Raw genomic sequence first — 15970 nt, forward strand, 5'->3', positions numbered from 1 at the left:
GAGGGGGATTCAAGGCGCTTTTCAGGCTTTCATTCCCGCGCTTCACCTAGCCGCTTAGACGAATATCGCCTAAATACAGACGATTCACGAAATTGACACATAGTTCAACGCCCGCATAGGATTGCGCCCAACGCCTGTGGCTAACCACCATGACTAATCCAATAAAAAAAGGCCCGCGGCAATTCAGTCGTCCGCGGGCCTTCTTTTTTGCCGGCAAAGTCGACACCAGAAAAAGCAATAGGAGCCTGGTGTCACAGCGCGTACTCAACCCGTAATAAGGAATATAAGAAAATGTTGAAGCAACGGATGAGTCTGATCGCTCTGGGGATTTTGAGCGCATCGACAGCAATGGCAAACGACCAGGAGCAATCCAAGGGTTTCGTTGAAGACAGCCACCTGAACATCGCAGCACGTAACGCCTACATCAGCCGTGACTACAAAAACGGCAAGCAGGACAAAGCTGAATGGGGCCAAGGCTTCATCGGCAAGTTCGAGTCCGGCTTCACCCAAGGCACTGTAGGTGTGGGTGTGGATGTGATTGGCCAATACGCTATCCGCCTGGACGGTGGTAAAGGTCGCGCTGGCGCCGGCGGTATCGACTTCTTCAAGCAGGGCAACGGCACTCTTGATGACAACGGCAAGCCAAACCCAGGCTCGGCACCACACGACCTGGCCAAAGGCGGCGCTGCCGTGAAGTTCCGCGTTTCCAACACTGTACTCAAGTACGGTGATCAGTTCCCGGCTGTGCCTGTGCTGCAGTACGACAACTCTCGCCTGTTGTCGGAAACCTACACCGGTACTTCGATCGTTTCTAAAGAGATCGCCGGTCTGCAACTGGACGCGGGTCATTTCACCAAAGAAGCGCGCAAGAGCATGGAAGGTACCGACAGCGGCCGCCTGAAAAGCATCGACTATATCGGTGGTAGCTACAAATTCACCGAAAGCCTGTCGGCTGCCCTGTACGCCTCCGACATGCAGGACGTGTTGAAGAAGCAATACGTCAACGTCAACTACGTGCTGGCCTTGCCGCAGCAGCAGTCGCTGACATTTGACTTCAATGGCTACAAGACCAAGCTGGATCGCAGCTTCGCCTTGGAAAACCAAAAAGACGCTGACGCGCGCGACAACAAAATCTGGAGCCTGGGCGCCACGTGGGCCGTTGGCCCGCACAGCTTCACCATCGCTCACCAGCGCAGCACCGGTGACACTGGCTACCTGTACGGCGGCTACCGCAACGCAGGCGGTATCGGCGACGGCGGCAATACCATCTTGCTGGCCAACTCCTACTGGTCCGACTTCAACGGCAAGGACGAGCGCTCCTGGCAAGCAGGTTATGGCATCGACTTCGCCACCTTCGGCGTACCGGGCCTGACCTACAACATTGCCTACGTGCGCGGCACCAACATCGACGACGGTACCAACCGTGGCGATGGTACCGAGCGTGAAATCTGGAACCAGTTCAAGTACGTGGTACAGAGCGGCCCAGCCAAAGACCTGAGCCTGCGTGCCCGTGCCTCGTGGTTGCGCGTTTCCAACAACGCCAGCGAGTACAACGTAGGCGGTAACGAAATCCGTCTGTTCGCCGACTACCCGATCAACGTTTTCTAATTGATCGAATGTCGTGCCTGATGCCAGGCCATAAAAAACCCCGACTGGTTCGGGGTTTTTTATTGCGCGCCGGCTAAGCGGGTGACTTGGAGGTGCACATACGCCACCCGCTTATTATTCGTTCAAGGCGCTGTTAAATAGCTGACTGTGCATAAAGTCTATGAAGACTCGCAGCCTCAGTGAAAGGTGTTTGCTGGAAGGCCATACAAGCCGAAAGACTCCGGTATGAACCGTATAGTCCGTCAGCACTTGCACCAATTCGCCGTTCTTGATGGATTGGGTCGTCATGAAATCAGGCAGGCAGGCAACGCCCAAACCTGAACGAGCCACATCGACAATCACTTCAGTCGTGTTGCACACCATTGTTTGAGGCAGCTCGAAATCCGGCTCTCCAGCCGCAACGCGTAAAGGCCAAGGTTCCACCTTTCCCGTCGAAGGAAACTTGTGCAGCAGACATGAATGCATGGCCAGATCCGCTGGGCGTTTGGGTACTCCATACGCTGCGAGATAGGCAGCAGACGCCACAATCTGCAACTGGAAGCCTCCCAGCCGTTTAGAGATCAGCCGCGAGTCAGTGGGCTCGCCTGTGCGTAACACGGCGTCAAAACCTTCCTCGATAACGTCGACCATGCGATCAGAAAAGTCGATGTCGAGTTCTATTTCCGGGTAGGTGCGCATGAACTGAATGATTGCCGGCATGACGAGGCCGCTGACGAGCGGCAGGCTGATTCGCAATTTGCCCCTCGGTTTTTCACGTGCGTTGCTCAGCTCCATTTCTGCAGCTTCAAGCTCTGAAAGTATTCGTCGACAGCGTTCAAGAAACAGTGAGCCTTCCAGCGTCAGGGCGATGCTTCGCGTGTTGCGCTGGAAAAGACGTACCCCGAGCCTGTCCTCCAGCCGACCAATACTTTTACCGACGCCCGACGAAGAGATGCCCAATCGTTTCCCTGCCTGGGTAAAGCTTCGAGTCTCAGCCACCAATACAAATAATGAAATGCTGCCAAGCGACTCCAACGGATGGCCCTCACTGCGGACACCAGAGTCCGATATGTTCGGATTATAGGCCTGTTTTTGTTTGGAGACGCAAGCCCTAACCTTTGGATGGGCCGATCACCGCAGACAACTGTGCGCGAAGGACCGACACCTGCGCATATCAATGAAGGAACCATTCAGATGAACTCAACACACAGCGCTCAGACGGCTCCCCCGTTATTGAAGTGGCTGCAGCTTTTCGCAGCTTGCCTCACAGGCGTACTCATTCCGCTTTGCTTTACCGGGCCAGCCGTAGTGCTCTCTTCCATCAGTGCTGCCATGGGTGGATCTGCTGTAGAGCTCAGTTGGGTGGTCAACGCTTATATCCTTACTTATGGCAGCGCCATGATGGCGGCGGGGAGCCTGACGGATATCTATGGACGCAAGCGGGTATGGCTGATTGGCCTGGTCATCTTCGTGTTGTCTACCGTCGCTATTCCCTTTTCTTCGACTGTTTTGCAGATCGACATCCTGCGCCTTGTGCAGGGGTTGGGCGGAGCAGCGGCGTTCGCTGGCGCCATGTCGTCATTGGCCCAGGTGTTCCACGGCGCGGAGCGCACCAAAGTATTCAGTCTGCTCGGTACGACGTTCGGCATTGGGCTAGCCTTCGGCCCGCTGGCCGCGGGAGTATTAGTCGACTCGGCTGGTTGGAAGTGGACGTTCCATGCTACTGCATTGATAGGCATCGCGGGCTTCGTGCTCGTGTGCGTGAGTGCGACGGACTCTAAAGATCCGGCTAACAACGGTATGGATTGGCCGGGAGCTCTGAGCTTTACGGCCGCATTGACGTTGTTTACCTATGGCGTCCTTCTCGCGCCAGAGGATGGTTGGGCCAGTCCCATCGTGTTGGGCTGTGTCGCTGGCGCGATCGTTCTGTTCATGATCTTCGTGGCCATTGAGCGTCGTGTCAGTAGCCCGATGCTCGACCTTTCATTGTTCAAACAAGCCAAATTCGTAGGCGTGCAGATTCTTGCAGCCAGCCCGGCGTTCTTTTTTGTCGTGCTCATTATCATGCTGCCGGCGCGATTTATCGGGGTCGATGGACTCAGTGCCCTGCAAACCGGAAAAATGATGATTGCGTTGGCTGCACCGTTGTTGTTTGTACCGTTTCTAGCGGCCCAGCTCGCGCGTCACTACACCTCAGGGATGCTCTCGGCAGTCGGGCTGGTGTTGGTGGCTGCCGGGCTGTTCTGGCTGGGTGTTGTGCTCGATAGTGGTGCCAGCAATGCAGTGATGCCCATGGCGCTGATCGGTATCGGCATTGGCCTGCCTTGGGGGTTGATGGATGGGATGGCCGTCAGCGTGGTGGAGAAAGAACGTGCGGGAATGGCGACTGGCATTTTCAACGCTGTTCGTGTGTCCGCCGACGGAATAGCGATCGCCATCGCCGGTGCGTTGCTGGCGACGTTCATTCAATGGGGGCTGTTCGACGCCGCTACCCATTTTGCTGTGGATCAGATTATGGGGGCCTCCAGCCGGGCAGCGCTCGGCGATCTGCACAGCGCAGGTAATCAGCTGCCAGGGCAGTCGGAGCTGTTGCGCTTCGAGTATGCGAAAGGGTTTCGGCACCTGCTGTTCATCCTTGGAGCTGGTAGCGTACTGACGGCCATTGCGGTGTACGCAACACTGGGTCGAGTCAGCGCGCATGATCATCAACCGGCCGAAGCAGTCCGCCCGGTGATCGTGGGTGACGGCGAATGATTGGCCAGATGCAAACGAGCGACGATTCCAATCGAACTCACCCTGCATTTTCACGTGTGTTTGCGCCTGGCCATCTTACGTTTGGGCTGATCGCGCCGCTGGAAGGGTATCCCGATCGCATGGCACCGACCATGCAAGATCATGTCGATCTGGCGCGCCAAGCCGACATCGCGGGTTTCTCCGCGATATGGCTGCGCGACGTGCCCTTGCTGGACCCTGAGTTCGGGGACGCGGGGCAGATGTTCGATCCGCTGGTGTACGCCGCTCACTTAGGCGTGGTTACTCAACGTATCTGCATCGGCACTGCCGGCGTGGTGTTGACGTTGCGCGATCCCTTGATGGTTGCCAAGCAAGCCGCGACCCTTGATGTGTTACTGCAGGGACGCTTTCTCCTTGGGCTCTCAACGGGTGATCGGCCCAGCGAATACCCAGCGTTCAGCCGGGCGTTCGACAATCGTGCGGAGCGTTTCAGGGAGGGTTGCGAAGTCCTGCGTATAGCGACCCAACAGGCGTTTCCCACGTACGAGTTTTGCCACTATGGCAGGCTCGACGGCACCCTGGATTTGCTTCCAAAACCCTGGTCTACGGCAATGCCGATGCTTGCCGTTGGCCGTTGTGGTCAAGACATGAAGTGGTTGGCGTCGAATATGGATGGATGGCTCTGGCACCAGAGTGACTTTGGCAGCCTGCCCAATTTGATTGAGCAGTGGCGGTCTTGTTCTGCGCCAGGAACGTTCAAGCCATATGGTTATGCGACATTCTTCAATCTGGAAGAAAATCCCGACGCTCCGTTGAAGGTGGGGCGAGGCATAAGCACCGGACGCAATGCGCTTATTGATTTGTGGGAGCGACAACAAGCGCAAGGTGTTTCACATGTCGCCTTGAACCTGAAGCCGTTACGTCGCCCTGCCAAAGATGTCTTACAGGAGCTAGCAGAATATGTGCTGCCGCATTTTCCAGCCCAGGGAGCAAACCTTGTCTGAACAAAACGCGCCGTCAGCTCAGGACTTGTTGAATCAAGGCATGGTTGTCCCACGCAGTCCGCTACGTATGTGGCTGGCGGGTTGGATGGTGGTGTCGGTGTTTATTCTGTCCAATACCGCGACCCCGCTCTATGTCGTGTGGCAGGGGCAACTCGGGTTTGCATCTTCGACCCTCACGTTAATATTCGCGGCCTATATCCTGGGGCTATTGCTCAGTTTGCTGGTTGCCGGGCAAGTCTCTGACCGCTACGGTCGCAGGGTGGTACTCCTGCCAGGCCTGGTCTGCGCGATGTCGGCTGCATGGTTATTCAAGTCCGCCGAATCGGTGGAGAGTTTGCTGTTCGCAAGGCTGCTTACAGGTATTGCCGTAGGGATCATTGTCTCGGCGGGGATGGCAAGTGTGGTGGATCAAGGAGGTCTACCGCGGCGAAGGTTAGCTTCGTTAGTGGCCTCGATGTCAATGGTGCTGGGAGCAGGTCTCGGGCCCTTGCTGGCTGGCAGCTTTGCCACGTTTGCAAGTCAGCCGATCGAAAAGGTGTTTACCTTGGAGCTTGGGATACTTGCACTCGCTTTCCTGATCGCCTGGACGATGCCAGACGAAGCCAATAAGGCCCGGCCAAGAGGCCATGCAAAATGGAGGTTCCCTTCGGTCGAGCGACATCATCGCCTTCACATACTGTTAGGGATCGCGCTGTTCGGTCCTGGTATTACAGCGACCTCATTTGTCTTGTCGTTAGGGCCATCGCTATTGGCAAGTCTGCTTAACATCAAGACGCCGCTGATGGCAGGAGCCACTGCGTTTCTAATGTTCATCTCGGCTTTCGTCGTCCAGATGGCGCTGCGCCGACGCACTGTGGAACATATCTTCTATTTCAGCGCCACTGCGACCTTCTTCTCGATGCTGGGTATCTGCACTGCGATAGCGATTTCCTCTCCCGTCGTCCTGATTATCGCCGCCTTGCTAGCGGGTGCGGGTCAGGGGCTGGGGCAGTTGGGAGGATTGACGTTAATCGCGTTAAGGATATCGGACAACAAGCGAGCGCAGGCTAACGCATTGCTCAATATGGGGGGCTATGTCCCTGCAGGTCTGCTGCCTGTAGCAACAGGTTTCCTGATCGATCGAACTGACTTGGCCTTCGGCGCTTATACGCTGGCGGGTCTGCTCGCTAGCTGTGCCCTGCTCGCCGCCTGGTTTGTTGCGAGAAATAAGCAAGAAGTTCACCACTACTGACGACCTGGGAGGTCATCATGCGCACGACAAAGTCCACCCCTGTAAAACCTAATCCAATGCGTGTCAGTCGTAACAAGATGCAACTAGGGGTATTTTCTACGAACACCGAGGGCGGCTGTACGGTGACTAATGCGCCCGAGCGGATTCGCGGGGATGACTGGGCGGGCAATCTGGAAATTGCAAAAGACGCGGACCGGGCAGGGTTTGAAGCGTTCATTCCGGTAGGCCGTTGGAAAGGCTTTGGTGGTGCCAACAACACCGGTGGCGTGTGTTACGAGACTTACACTTGGGCGGCGGGCATCGCCGCATTGACCGATCAGATCGCAGTGTTCACCACCTCGCACTTACCCACTGTGCACCCTCTGTTTGCCGCCAAACAGGCGGTTACGATTGACCACATCAGCGGCGGACGATTTGGCCTGAATATTTTGTGTGGCTGGTACGGCGCTGAGATGAGGATGTTCAGCGGTCACATGATGGAACACGACAAGCGATATGACTACGCTGAGGAGTGGTTGCACATCGCGCAGAACGCCTGGCAGCAGCAGACGCCTTTTGATTTCAAAGGTGAGTACTTCACGATCTGCGACGCGATCTCCCAGCCACAGCCACTCAACAAGCCCTACCTTATCAACGCTGGCGGCTCCCCACGTGGAAAAAGGTTTTGTGCAGAACATTGTGATGCGGCGTTCTTGATCATCAAGCACTTGGATGGCGAAGCGGCGGTGCGTGAACAGATCGCGTCCTACAAGGATCTGGCCAAAAATGAGTTCGGCAGAGACCTCAAGATCTGGTGCTATGGCTACGTTGTTCAAAAAGACACTCAGGAAGAAGCCGAGGCGTACCTGGATTATTACGCCAACCAAATGGGCGACGATGAAGGGTGCGACATCATCACGACCGAGTTGGGCATTCAGACCGGGATTTTCACTCCCGAGGATGCAGTTCGGTTCCGTTTCCACTTCAAGGCCGGTTTTGCCGGCGTACCGTTAGTGGGCACGCCTGAACAGATTGTAGAGCTCTTCAAGAAATATTCAGACTGGGGCATTGATGGCATTGCGCTCACCTGGCTGGACTACCACCAAGGCATCAAGGACTTCGTAGCGGGCGTTCAACCGCTCATGGAAGCGGCAGGTTTGCGCGAGCCGTTCCTCAGTGATGCATCGCCCGCGCTCAACGAGGCGCGCGAAGCTGTGGAAATGGTGTGATCGCTGGCCCCCAGGCGAATGCACCTGGGGGCCCAACTCCCATTCAGAGCTCCAACATTTTCTGCGGATTGGCAAGAGTCACTTGCACGCGGCGAGCGTTATCCAGCTCAAACGTATCAAACCACCGCTGGCTTTGTTCGAGCCAGTCGTTGACGTCCATCTGGCTCGTTTGGCCCAAATCCGAGCTGTAGACAACATTGGGGACGGTCGATAGCACCTCGCGAAAGTCGTCTTCTTGTTGATAGCCTAAAAGATAGGTGAGTGCGGTCTGCTCAATGAATACGTTAGGAGCCGTGGCGATCTCCAAAAGCTCGGCAGCCTTCAAATCAGTCAATGGATTGGCCGGCTGGTTGAGCATCAGGCGCGGCACGCCCAATCGAACCGATTCATCTACCAGAGCACGTACCTCGCGAGCGTCAGCGTGGCCGGTAGAAATGACCAGGGGGTAATCACACGCCATCTTGAGTATGTCCAGGGCCTGGGGCGTCAAGCGCCCGGCGTCTGTTGTGACGCGCAGAGGCTTGATGGGTTTACTTACCAACAATGGATGGCTGACATTTCGCGCGAGGGTACTGGTGTGCTTTCGTCCTGTCACCGTCGGGAAGTGCACAATGAAGCGTCCCGGTTCGTCGCCGCGCATACACAGGCTTCGCTCCACTACCCTGAAGTCCACACCGCCTGCAATCTCATTCAAAACCAAGGAACCACTGACAGGGAAACCCTGTGAGCGCGCTTCCCAGGCCTGTGCGGCAGTGCAGCCCAAGTGGTTTTTCAATACCACCCGGCCGTTGGCCGCTGCGTACAGTTTTCCGGCATCTATTGCGCCGTGGCGGCGAACGAACGCGTCCGGGTTCGCGTGGTAGTGCAGGTCGATAAAGTTCGGGGAATGGCTGGTGTCTGTGAGCGCGTTCATGCCGCGTGTTCCGAGCGAGGTATAAGAAAAGTGTCGATAGCGTTCACAACCGAATCGAGATCGTCAGCCAACGGCCGCATGCCTCCCGCTCTTATGCACAGTGTGTGTTGGTGGGTTCCAGAGGTGCGTACCACGTGCGGTTGGTTGACAAGTTGGGAGCGCTCGCCAAAAACGCTCAGAACCCTTCCTTGGTATGCCAGCAGACTGTGACTGAGATCGATACCGGCTAACAACCCAAAACCACCTGAGAGGCGCTGCCCCTGTATTTCAAGATGAACACTGTTTTGGGTTTCTGGATTTTGCTGGGGGTGTTTGCCTTCGGGTAGGACGAGTGCATCCAGCAGACGCTTGGCCTCTTCAACCTGGCCAAGCCGGGCAAGTTCCGCCATTCTTCCAAGCCTGGCATCCAATATAGCGTCGGCTTTGGCTGGGGAAGAGAGCAGCAACAGAGCCGCCGTTGACGCAAGCGAGGAGGTACGGACCAGTTCCAGCGCCAGCGCGCCGCCCAAGGCGACACCGACAAGCACGTCGGGTATGCCCCAGGGTCGCAGCAACTCAGCCCAGCGCTCACTGAAAGTGTTCAGCGTCTCACCGCAGGCAACGGGTATCGAGAGCGAATCAAACACCACTACCCGATAGCCTGCGCTGAGAAAATGGCCTGTCAGCGGCGCGATAAAGGCGCCCTCGTCCCATGTGGGCATGACGGGTGAAAGTACAAAAACGCACTGTTTTCCTTGCCCATACACTTTGAATTGCACGTCCTGGTTCATTGTTTCGCTCCTGCAGAAATAACAAAGCCTACTTTTACAAGCAGGCCGGTTGTGCCCCGTGAGTCCGTTTAGAGGGTGCGTCCAAGCTTGGCGACAGTATCGGCATAGCCTTTGAGGGTGGCCTCGACTATCGAGCGTGCCGGCTGTACGTCCTTGATCAGATCGGCCACCTCGCCTGCCCAGATCGCTTTAGTCCCTACGTCGTCTGTTGCCAGTGCCCGTTCGTACTGGGGCCGCAACTCATCAAGGGCCAGCGAGAACGCCTGCTCGTTACCAACCCACGACTCGGAAAACTGGTTCGCGATCGCCCGACCGCTGTACTCTGCGGGCCAAGATATTCCGCGCACATCATCAAAGATGCGAGTTCTGACGGTGTCGCTTGCGACGGCGTGGAGCAGCCTGTTTTTCACACGCTCAGAGGGAAGCGCTTCGTCGCAGGCCAGGAATCGCGTTCCCATCATTACCCCGTCCATTCCGAGTGCCATGGCGGCGGCCATTCCTCGGCCATCAGCTATCCCACCTGTTCCGATCAGGATTACGCTCTCGCCCACGGCATCGCGAACTGCCGGGAACAAAGGCATGGAGGATCTGCGCAAGCTGTGCCCCCCAGCTTCTGCACCCTGCACGATCAATGCATCGGCGCCGGCGTCGAGAGCGTATAACGCCTGGTCAACGTCATGTACTTGCACGATGACTTTGGCGTTCGCTTGATGAATGGGCTCGATAAATGGACGAGCGTCACCAAAGGACAGCGCTACAACCTGCGGGCCGAACTCCAGTGCCAAATGCAGTAGCTCGAAACGTTTCGCCACCGTGAACATGACCAGCCCGACGCCCCAGGGCTTGTTCAAATCCTGCATGAGCGACAACTGTTGAACCATCCAGTCAGGATCTCCGTAGCTTGCTCCCACCAGGCCTAGCCCCCCTGCGTTTGAAACGGCGGCTGCCAGGTGTCCTCCTGATGCACCTCCCATCGGTGCGAGGACCAGTGGGTGCTGGATGCCCAAGAAGGTTGTCAATGCTGAACGGATTGCGGCCATAACTTCTTCCTTGATCGAATATTGAATAGGCTTGGGTATTGCGCAGCGCCAAGCGCTGCGCATGCGATTGCAGTTAGCCGACAGTTTCGCGGGCGGTGGCAGGGGTGATGTAGGTGGCGACGGTGTACAAGTGATATTCCCAGGTACCGGTTTCTTTCAAGCGCGAATACCGTGATAAAAACTCTTCGTCGATGAAAAGCGATTCGAACTGCCCACGATCGCTCCACTGAGCCTGGTTGATGACCGTCTTGCCGTCTGTGCTCTTCATCAAACGGCTCCACTGAAAGGCGCTGTACGTTCGCGCAACATAGTTGACCGTGTCCTCCAGTATTTCCACTGCGAGGTCCTGCGCGCCTTCTTCAACATGCACCACATTCACGAGATAAATCGCGGTGTCATCCGAAACAGATTGAGGATCAAACAATTCCATTTTCATGATTATCTTCCAGTAGTGAAAAACGAGTGTTCAAGGCATTACGGGTATGGACCCTGTGGGTTTCCCGTCCTGCCAGAGCAGTGGAGTGATGTCTTGCGCCACGACAAGGTCGTCGACGTGACCGATGATTATTTCGTGGGTTCCATGGCTCATGCGTTGGGCAACGGTGCAGAAAAGAGAAGCCTGGGCACTGGGCAGATACGGTAGGCCGTTGGCGTGTTGCCAGTCGGCTGTCTCGAACCGGGCAGGGCCGGTGACTGCGCCACCAAAAACCTTCACCAAGTCCTCTTGGCCAACCCGAAGCAAGTTCACCGAAAACCTTCCATGACCAATCAGAGGCCTGTACATGCTTGCCCCGTGATTAATGCAGACAAGGATGGAGGAAGGGTCTGTACACACCGACGTTACGGCGGTTGCAGCCATCCCAAAAGGTGCGCCCTCATGTTCAGTCGCAATAAGAGTGACCGTGGAGGTCAGGCGACGCATCGCTTTCTTGAACTCTTGAGTGACTGAACCCTTGTCTGTGAAGCAGTGCGGTTTCAACGGCGCGCTCAAGACCCTGGCGCTGGCGGATAGCTCATGCGAAAGGCTCATTGGGGGAACTCCGCTTCTACCTTCTGAGCAGCACCCAGCCAAGGCTGGTCGTAGCGGTAGGTCTTGCGAGCCTCCTCTAATGAGGCCCCCGCGGTTATCGCTCCGATAATCTGGCGTTCGGTGTGTTCTACGGCACGCGCACGGCGAATAACTTCGGCCGCTATATGCTGCGCAATGACAAGGCAGCCGCTGCCATCGCAGACCAGCAGGTCTCCAGGATTGACGGTGACGCCACCGATCTCAAGCGAGACCTGCACCGCTTTGAGCTGAGTTCGGTTTTTTGCGGACTGCATGAACCGTCCGCGGCTGAACAGGGGATACCCTAGCTTAACGACGGTATCGATATCCCTGGCCACTCCATCAATTACAGTGCCTTTTATGCCTCTGGCCACGGCGAAGTGCGTCATGATATCGCCCCAGACCGTGCAGTCTTGGCGCCCCGCATTGGAGCTGACGATCACGGCTCCAGGCGGGACCTGATCAATATAATTGGCCGCATTTTTGAACCCATGAGAATCTCCGACCGGCTCATACTGCACGGTAAAAGCAATGCCCACGCAGCGACTACCAGGAACTTGGGTGGTGATGCCCAGAAGGCCGCCAGAAACGCCAAGGCTGTCCAGGGCATCGGACAGTGACGCGGTATCCAATTGTTCGCATTCGTCCAGCAATGCTTGAGAGAGTTGGACCGATTCAAAGAGCTTGGGCATGTGTTGCTCCCTGGGGTGAGGTTGAAACGCAAGGTTGCGCCCAGTTCAGCGCGGCCATGGAAACGCATTCTCTAATAATGGCTTCGCCAACCTGCGCGGTGGAGTGCGAACCGCCCATGTCATAGGTGCGCACGCTTGAACGCGCCACCCGGCTGACCGCCGTCGTCACGTAGTGTGCTTCCTGCGGATAACCCAGATGCTCGAGCATCAGAGCGATGGTCATGAACATCGCGCTGGGATTGGCTTTGTTGAGTCCTGCATGGGCCGGAGCGCTGCCGTGAACCGGCTCGAAATATGCGCCCAGCTTTCCGAAGTTCCCACTCGGGGCGAAACCCAGGCCACCCATGACGCCTGCGCCGAGATCAGAAAGGATATCGCCGAACATATTCTCAGCCACTACAACGGAGAAACGCTCCGGGCGTTGCACCATCCAAAGCGCTACGGCGTCCACGTTCTCGATTACGCCCTCAATGCCGGGGTATCCCTGGGCGACACTTTCAAATACACCTCGAGTGAAAGCGCTGCTGTGACGAAGTACCATGGGTTTGTCTACGAAGGTGACCCGGTCGAATCCATGCCGGGACGCATAGTCAAATGCGTATTCGAAGATGCGCTCAAGCCCGCTGCGCGTTTGTAGGCGCACGGAAATGGTCGCGTCCTCCTGCCCTTCACGACGCCATGGCGCGCCCAATGCTTCCCGCTCTTGCAGCAAGGGCAGGAATTGATCAGGTATCCGTCCATAATCCAGACCGGCGTACAGCCCTTCAGTGTTTTCCCGGATGACGACAAAACGGAATCGATTTTCGCCCGTGATGTCAGTGACCGGCCGCACGTTTGCGTAAAGATCCAGGTTTTGCCTTAGCTGGATCACCGGGCTTACATAGCGGCGGTTCTGCCCCTGAAGATGAGGGGGCAGCTCTGCTTCTGTTTCGGCAAGGGGTTTGCTAGTGATGGCGCCTAACAAGGTGGCGTCGCACTGATTGATCTTTTCCCAGGTTTCATCCGGAACGGTATTGCCCTCCCGCTTCCAGCATTCCCAACCGATGTCCCCGAACTCGAGATCGAACGGCAGGTTCAAGGCCTTAAGGACTGGCAGTGCGGCCTCCATGACTTCGATGCCAATACCGTCACCGGGAAGCACACAAATACGCTTGCGTGTGAGGTAGTCGCTCATCCAGCTATCTCCTGTGCGGTCATGGTGTCGCGACCGTAAACATTCGCGATGGCTCTGGGTGCAAGGCGTGCGACCTGATCCTGTTGATGCATGATTTCAAGAGCACGATACTCGGACGTCAGTTGAAATCGCTCGACGGTTTCTCGCATGCGTTTTGTACTGTCGAACGGGAAGTTGTACGCCCCCATAATGATGTCCAGCAGAGGGCTTGGGATGTTGTTGAATGGGATAGACGCCGCAGTCAGGTTCGAAAGTTCAAGAACCTTGACGAGGTCAAATCCATGATTAGTGCCAATGCGCTCGAGATAGGCGACGAGCATGCTCAAGTGCAAGTTGCCGGCCCCTTTCCCCATCCCACAGATGGACGTGTCGATGTACTCGGCGCCCGATTCGATGGCAGCGGCTGCGTTAGCCAGAGCCATTGAAAGATTGTTATGGGCGTGGAAACCCAATGGCACTGCCAGTCGGTTGGAGAGGCGACTGATCAGTCGATCGACATCGCTTGGGAGCATGTGCCCATTAGAGTCTGCGAAACAGATGATGTCTGCACCAGCGCCCTCAGCGCGCACCGAGGTGTCAATGACGGCACTGAGCGTTTGTGCCGTCACATGGGTGACATTTGCACTAACGCTGAAACCGTAATCGCGAGCGAGTGAAAGCGTGGCAAGCCCTTCGGTCAACTGCTCTCGGCGTAAGCAGACTCGGATCATCGAGACGCCCTGCTCCTTGAGCATGGCGAAATCCTCGTTACCCACGTTTTTAGGGTGGACCATCACCGCAAGCTCGATTCGGCCACCGCCAGCCCGGCGAACGCGCTCGATAAATTCAGCATTTATATTGCTTGTCAGTCCATGCTCAACTTTGGGCGCGAACGACCCCCTGCAATAACCAACTTCACATACATTAATCCCGGCCTCTGCCAAGCTTGATGTTATTACCAGGGCCTGTTCGTCCGTGAAGTTGAAATTATTGCGATATCCTCCGTCACGCAGGGTGACGTCCACAACTTTTACTTTCCCCATGATAATTTCTCCTGCGGTTGATGGCAGTTAAGAGGTGGGCACACATTTGACCGAAGGTAGTTAATCCCCCTTTATTTTTTTTGTAGGGGTGACCTTCGTTGGGTATATAGAGCCAGCCGAAACTCATTGCAGTTCGGTCTTGAAAACACCTGTTGAGGTGTTCGGTATTGATCCTCGTCAATACGTGTAGTTTTGTAAACGTGCGTTAATCACCGGTGCCTGTGAATTTTTTCCCATACTGGATCAATGCCGACTGACACCGGGCGCTTGATCAGCTTGTTGCCTTTAATCATTGTCGTAGAAGCAGGCCTCAACGTAATTCATGGCGGCCTGGATTGAGGGGATCGCACGGAAGTCTTCGTGCACCCCTAGCCAGACGTCCACCATCAACGGGTCTGCAAGCTCAAGCCGGCAAAGTTGTGAGCTATGTTGCACTGCGAAGCTGGGCAGCAGCGCAATGCCCACGCCGGCCTCGGCTGCTCGGACCTGCAGCTCGACCGTTTTCGCTTTGAGGACGCATGGACGATCCCCGACAATTTTTTTTAGCCAGTCATTTTGAGGAAGTGTCATGGCTTCGGCTTCGTAGCCGATGAACTCATATTGCTCGGGAGAACGGTCTTGGAGATAGGTCTTGGCGCCATAGAATGAAAAGGAGGCCGAACCTATCCGGCGCGCGACAATTCCAATTTGGCGAGGCTTGGCGAAGCGAATGCACAGATGTGTCTGGCACTTGGACAGAGACGAATATTGGCTATCGCCTAGAAGACGCAAAACTATGTTCGGATGCGTTGACCGGAAACGTCCCAGGCTGGGTATCAGTTTCTCGGAGGTAACGGAAGGCGGGGCGCTGACCGTCACCTCGACAACTTGCTGGGTTTGCGCGGCCGCGACAGCCAGGCGTTCAATCGCCTCCGTTTGAGTCTCGATCTGTTTTCCCAGGTCTGCGAGTTTGCGCCCGACTGTTGTAAGTTCGTACAGGCGCTTTCTACGATCAACTAATTTTACGCTGAGTGATTTTTCTAGCGCCGCGATACGTCGAGACACGGTAGCATGCTCGACGCCCAAGACACGCGCCGCTCCACTCAAGGAGTTCACTTGGGAGAACGCCACAAAGTAACGAAGGTCTTCCCAGTTTAAATGTGCTGTTTGACAGGATATAGCTGGCTCTGTATTCGACGCGATTCTATTCCTGGATGCTATATTCATTTAATATTTCCTTATATCAATAGCAACGGTAAAAAAATGTCGGGCACAACCGACGGCGTAGTAATTATCCAGTCAGGTTCAATGCTGGATAAGTCCTATTTGGATCCAATGTGGAAACTGAATCGCGTCGATGTTATGTGTTTGCGCAGGGTCTATGTGCGTCGCAAATGTCAGATCACAAAGGACAAAACTGTCCGATATTTTGGTGACTCGCGTTGTGTTTTTTTGGTAGGGAGGGGCGATGCAATTGGCAGCTGTGGAGCGGTGATAGGAGGTTACCGCGTCATCGGGGTGCGCTGAAGTGTAGTGCTTAATTTCCAAACCGCAGAAACCACAAAGCCC

At 55.8% G+C, this 15970-nt stretch carries 15 protein-coding genes; 5 read left to right on the forward strand and 10 right to left on the reverse strand.

What is annotated here, in order from left to right; genetic code table 11:
* Positions 1 to 291: 291 nt before the first annotated feature.
* Positions 292 to 1608, forward strand: a complete 1317-nt coding sequence (locus PSH76_RS01530; protein ID WP_014716498.1) for an OprD family porin — start codon at positions 292 to 294, stop codon at positions 1606 to 1608.
* A 114-nt stretch (positions 1609 to 1722) separates the two neighbouring features.
* Here the strand turns inward: PSH76_RS01530 and PSH76_RS01535 are convergent, their stop codons facing one another.
* Positions 1723 to 2622: a LysR substrate-binding domain-containing protein gene (locus PSH76_RS01535; protein WP_003187729.1), complete on the reverse strand. Its 900-nt coding sequence runs from the start codon at positions 2620 to 2622 to the stop codon at positions 1723 to 1725.
* Between the two features lie 159 nt (positions 2623 to 2781).
* Between PSH76_RS01535 and PSH76_RS01540 the strand changes: the two genes are divergently transcribed.
* The 4 genes from PSH76_RS01540 to PSH76_RS01555 are packed head-to-tail and all read left to right on the forward strand — an operon-like array spanning position 2782 to position 7763.
* On the forward strand, positions 2782 to 4341 hold the full coding sequence (locus PSH76_RS01540; RefSeq protein ID WP_032894073.1) for an MFS transporter: 1560 nt from the start codon (positions 2782 to 2784) through the stop codon (positions 4339 to 4341).
* Positions 4338 to 5324: an LLM class oxidoreductase gene (locus PSH76_RS01545; protein WP_056782642.1), complete on the forward strand. Its 987-nt coding sequence runs from the start codon at positions 4338 to 4340 to the stop codon at positions 5322 to 5324. Before PSH76_RS01540 ends, PSH76_RS01545 begins: the two co-directional genes overlap by 4 nt.
* A complete protein-coding gene (locus tag PSH76_RS01550) occupies positions 5317 to 6555 on the forward strand; it encodes an MFS transporter (RefSeq protein WP_305493505.1) in 1239 nt (412 codons plus the stop codon). Before PSH76_RS01545 ends, PSH76_RS01550 begins: the two co-directional genes overlap by 8 nt.
* Positions 6556 to 6572: 17 nt before the next feature.
* Complete coding sequence (locus tag PSH76_RS01555) at positions 6573 to 7763, forward strand: LLM class flavin-dependent oxidoreductase (RefSeq protein WP_098949812.1); 1191 nt, start codon at positions 6573 to 6575, stop codon at positions 7761 to 7763.
* Between the two features lie 43 nt (positions 7764 to 7806).
* Here the strand turns inward: PSH76_RS01555 and PSH76_RS01560 are convergent, their stop codons facing one another.
* The 9 genes from PSH76_RS01560 to PSH76_RS01600 form a co-directional block, all read right to left on the reverse strand.
* Positions 7807 to 8676: a DUF6282 family protein gene (locus PSH76_RS01560; RefSeq protein WP_032894069.1), complete on the reverse strand. Its 870-nt coding sequence runs from the start codon at positions 8674 to 8676 to the stop codon at positions 7807 to 7809.
* Positions 8673 to 9446: a hypothetical protein gene (locus tag PSH76_RS01565; protein WP_305493506.1), complete on the reverse strand. Its 774-nt coding sequence runs from the start codon at positions 9444 to 9446 to the stop codon at positions 8673 to 8675. The genes PSH76_RS01560 and PSH76_RS01565 overlap by 4 nt, the downstream gene beginning before the upstream one ends.
* Before the next feature lie 68 nt (positions 9447 to 9514).
* Positions 9515 to 10486 (reverse strand): nitronate monooxygenase family protein, encoded by a 972-nt coding sequence (locus tag PSH76_RS01570; protein WP_003187738.1) that lies wholly within the window; start codon positions 10484 to 10486, stop codon positions 9515 to 9517.
* 73 nt (positions 10487 to 10559) lie between these two features.
* Complete coding sequence (locus PSH76_RS01575) at positions 10560 to 10922, reverse strand: hypothetical protein (RefSeq protein WP_003187739.1); 363 nt, start codon at positions 10920 to 10922, stop codon at positions 10560 to 10562.
* A 30-nt stretch (positions 10923 to 10952) separates the two neighbouring features.
* Positions 10953 to 11516, reverse strand: coding sequence for a flavin reductase family protein (locus PSH76_RS01580; protein WP_032894061.1), 564 nt, complete (start codon positions 11514 to 11516; stop codon positions 10953 to 10955).
* Positions 11513 to 12226 (reverse strand): RraA family protein, encoded by a 714-nt coding sequence (locus PSH76_RS01585; RefSeq protein ID WP_305493507.1) that lies wholly within the window; start codon positions 12224 to 12226, stop codon positions 11513 to 11515. The genes PSH76_RS01580 and PSH76_RS01585 overlap by 4 nt, the downstream gene beginning before the upstream one ends.
* The gene (locus tag PSH76_RS01590; RefSeq protein ID WP_305493508.1) at positions 12210 to 13400 is read right to left on the reverse strand and encodes an isocitrate/isopropylmalate dehydrogenase family protein; all 1191 of its coding nucleotides are present in this window, start codon (positions 13398 to 13400) and stop codon (positions 12210 to 12212) included. The genes PSH76_RS01585 and PSH76_RS01590 overlap by 17 nt, the downstream gene beginning before the upstream one ends.
* Positions 13397 to 14422, reverse strand: coding sequence for a nucleoid-structuring protein H-NS (locus PSH76_RS01595; RefSeq protein WP_032894057.1), 1026 nt, complete (start codon positions 14420 to 14422; stop codon positions 13397 to 13399). Before PSH76_RS01595 ends, PSH76_RS01590 begins: the two co-directional genes overlap by 4 nt.
* 285 nt (positions 14423 to 14707) lie before the next feature.
* Positions 14708 to 15628, reverse strand: a complete 921-nt coding sequence (locus PSH76_RS01600; protein WP_098949809.1) for a LysR family transcriptional regulator — start codon at positions 15626 to 15628, stop codon at positions 14708 to 14710.
* Positions 15629 to 15970: the final 342 nt, after the last annotated feature.

This window comes from Pseudomonas sp. FP215 (assembly GCF_030687795.1).
GTDB classification, from domain to species: domain Bacteria; phylum Pseudomonadota; class Gammaproteobacteria; order Pseudomonadales; family Pseudomonadaceae; genus Aquipseudomonas; species Aquipseudomonas salmasensis.

Excerpts from the sequence above, each read along its gene's own strand:
- PSH76_RS01585 (WP_305493507.1), bottom strand. The coding sequence starts at position 12,226 with ATGCCCAAGCTCTTTGAATCGGTCCAACTCTCTCAAGCATTGCTGGAC.
- PSH76_RS01570 (WP_003187738.1), bottom strand. The coding sequence starts at position 10,486 with ATGGCCGCAATCCGTTCAGCATTGACAACCTTCTTGGGCATCCAGCAC.
- PSH76_RS01530 (WP_014716498.1), top strand. The coding sequence starts at position 292 with ATGTTGAAGCAACGGATGAGTCTGATCGCTCTGGGGATTTTGAGCGCA.
- PSH76_RS01565 (WP_305493506.1), bottom strand. The coding sequence starts at position 9,446 with ATGAACCAGGACGTGCAATTCAAAGTGTATGGGCAAGGAAAACAGTGC.
- PSH76_RS01545 (WP_056782642.1), top strand. The coding sequence starts at position 4,338 with ATGATTGGCCAGATGCAAACGAGCGACGATTCCAATCGAACTCACCCT.
- PSH76_RS01575 (WP_003187739.1), bottom strand. The coding sequence starts at position 10,922 with ATGAAAATGGAATTGTTTGATCCTCAATCTGTTTCGGATGACACCGCG.
- PSH76_RS01590 (WP_305493508.1), bottom strand. The coding sequence starts at position 13,400 with ATGAGCGACTACCTCACACGCAAGCGTATTTGTGTGCTTCCCGGTGAC.
- PSH76_RS01540 (WP_032894073.1), top strand. The coding sequence starts at position 2,782 with ATGAACTCAACACACAGCGCTCAGACGGCTCCCCCGTTATTGAAGTGG.
- PSH76_RS01580 (WP_032894061.1), bottom strand. The coding sequence starts at position 11,516 with ATGAGCCTTTCGCATGAGCTATCCGCCAGCGCCAGGGTCTTGAGCGCG.
- PSH76_RS01595 (WP_032894057.1), bottom strand. The coding sequence starts at position 14,422 with ATGGGGAAAGTAAAAGTTGTGGACGTCACCCTGCGTGACGGAGGATAT.
- PSH76_RS01600 (WP_098949809.1), bottom strand. The coding sequence starts at position 15,628 with ATGAATATAGCATCCAGGAATAGAATCGCGTCGAATACAGAGCCAGCT.
- PSH76_RS01555 (WP_098949812.1), top strand. The coding sequence starts at position 6,573 with ATGCGCACGACAAAGTCCACCCCTGTAAAACCTAATCCAATGCGTGTC.
- PSH76_RS01560 (WP_032894069.1), bottom strand. The coding sequence starts at position 8,676 with ATGAACGCGCTCACAGACACCAGCCATTCCCCGAACTTTATCGACCTG.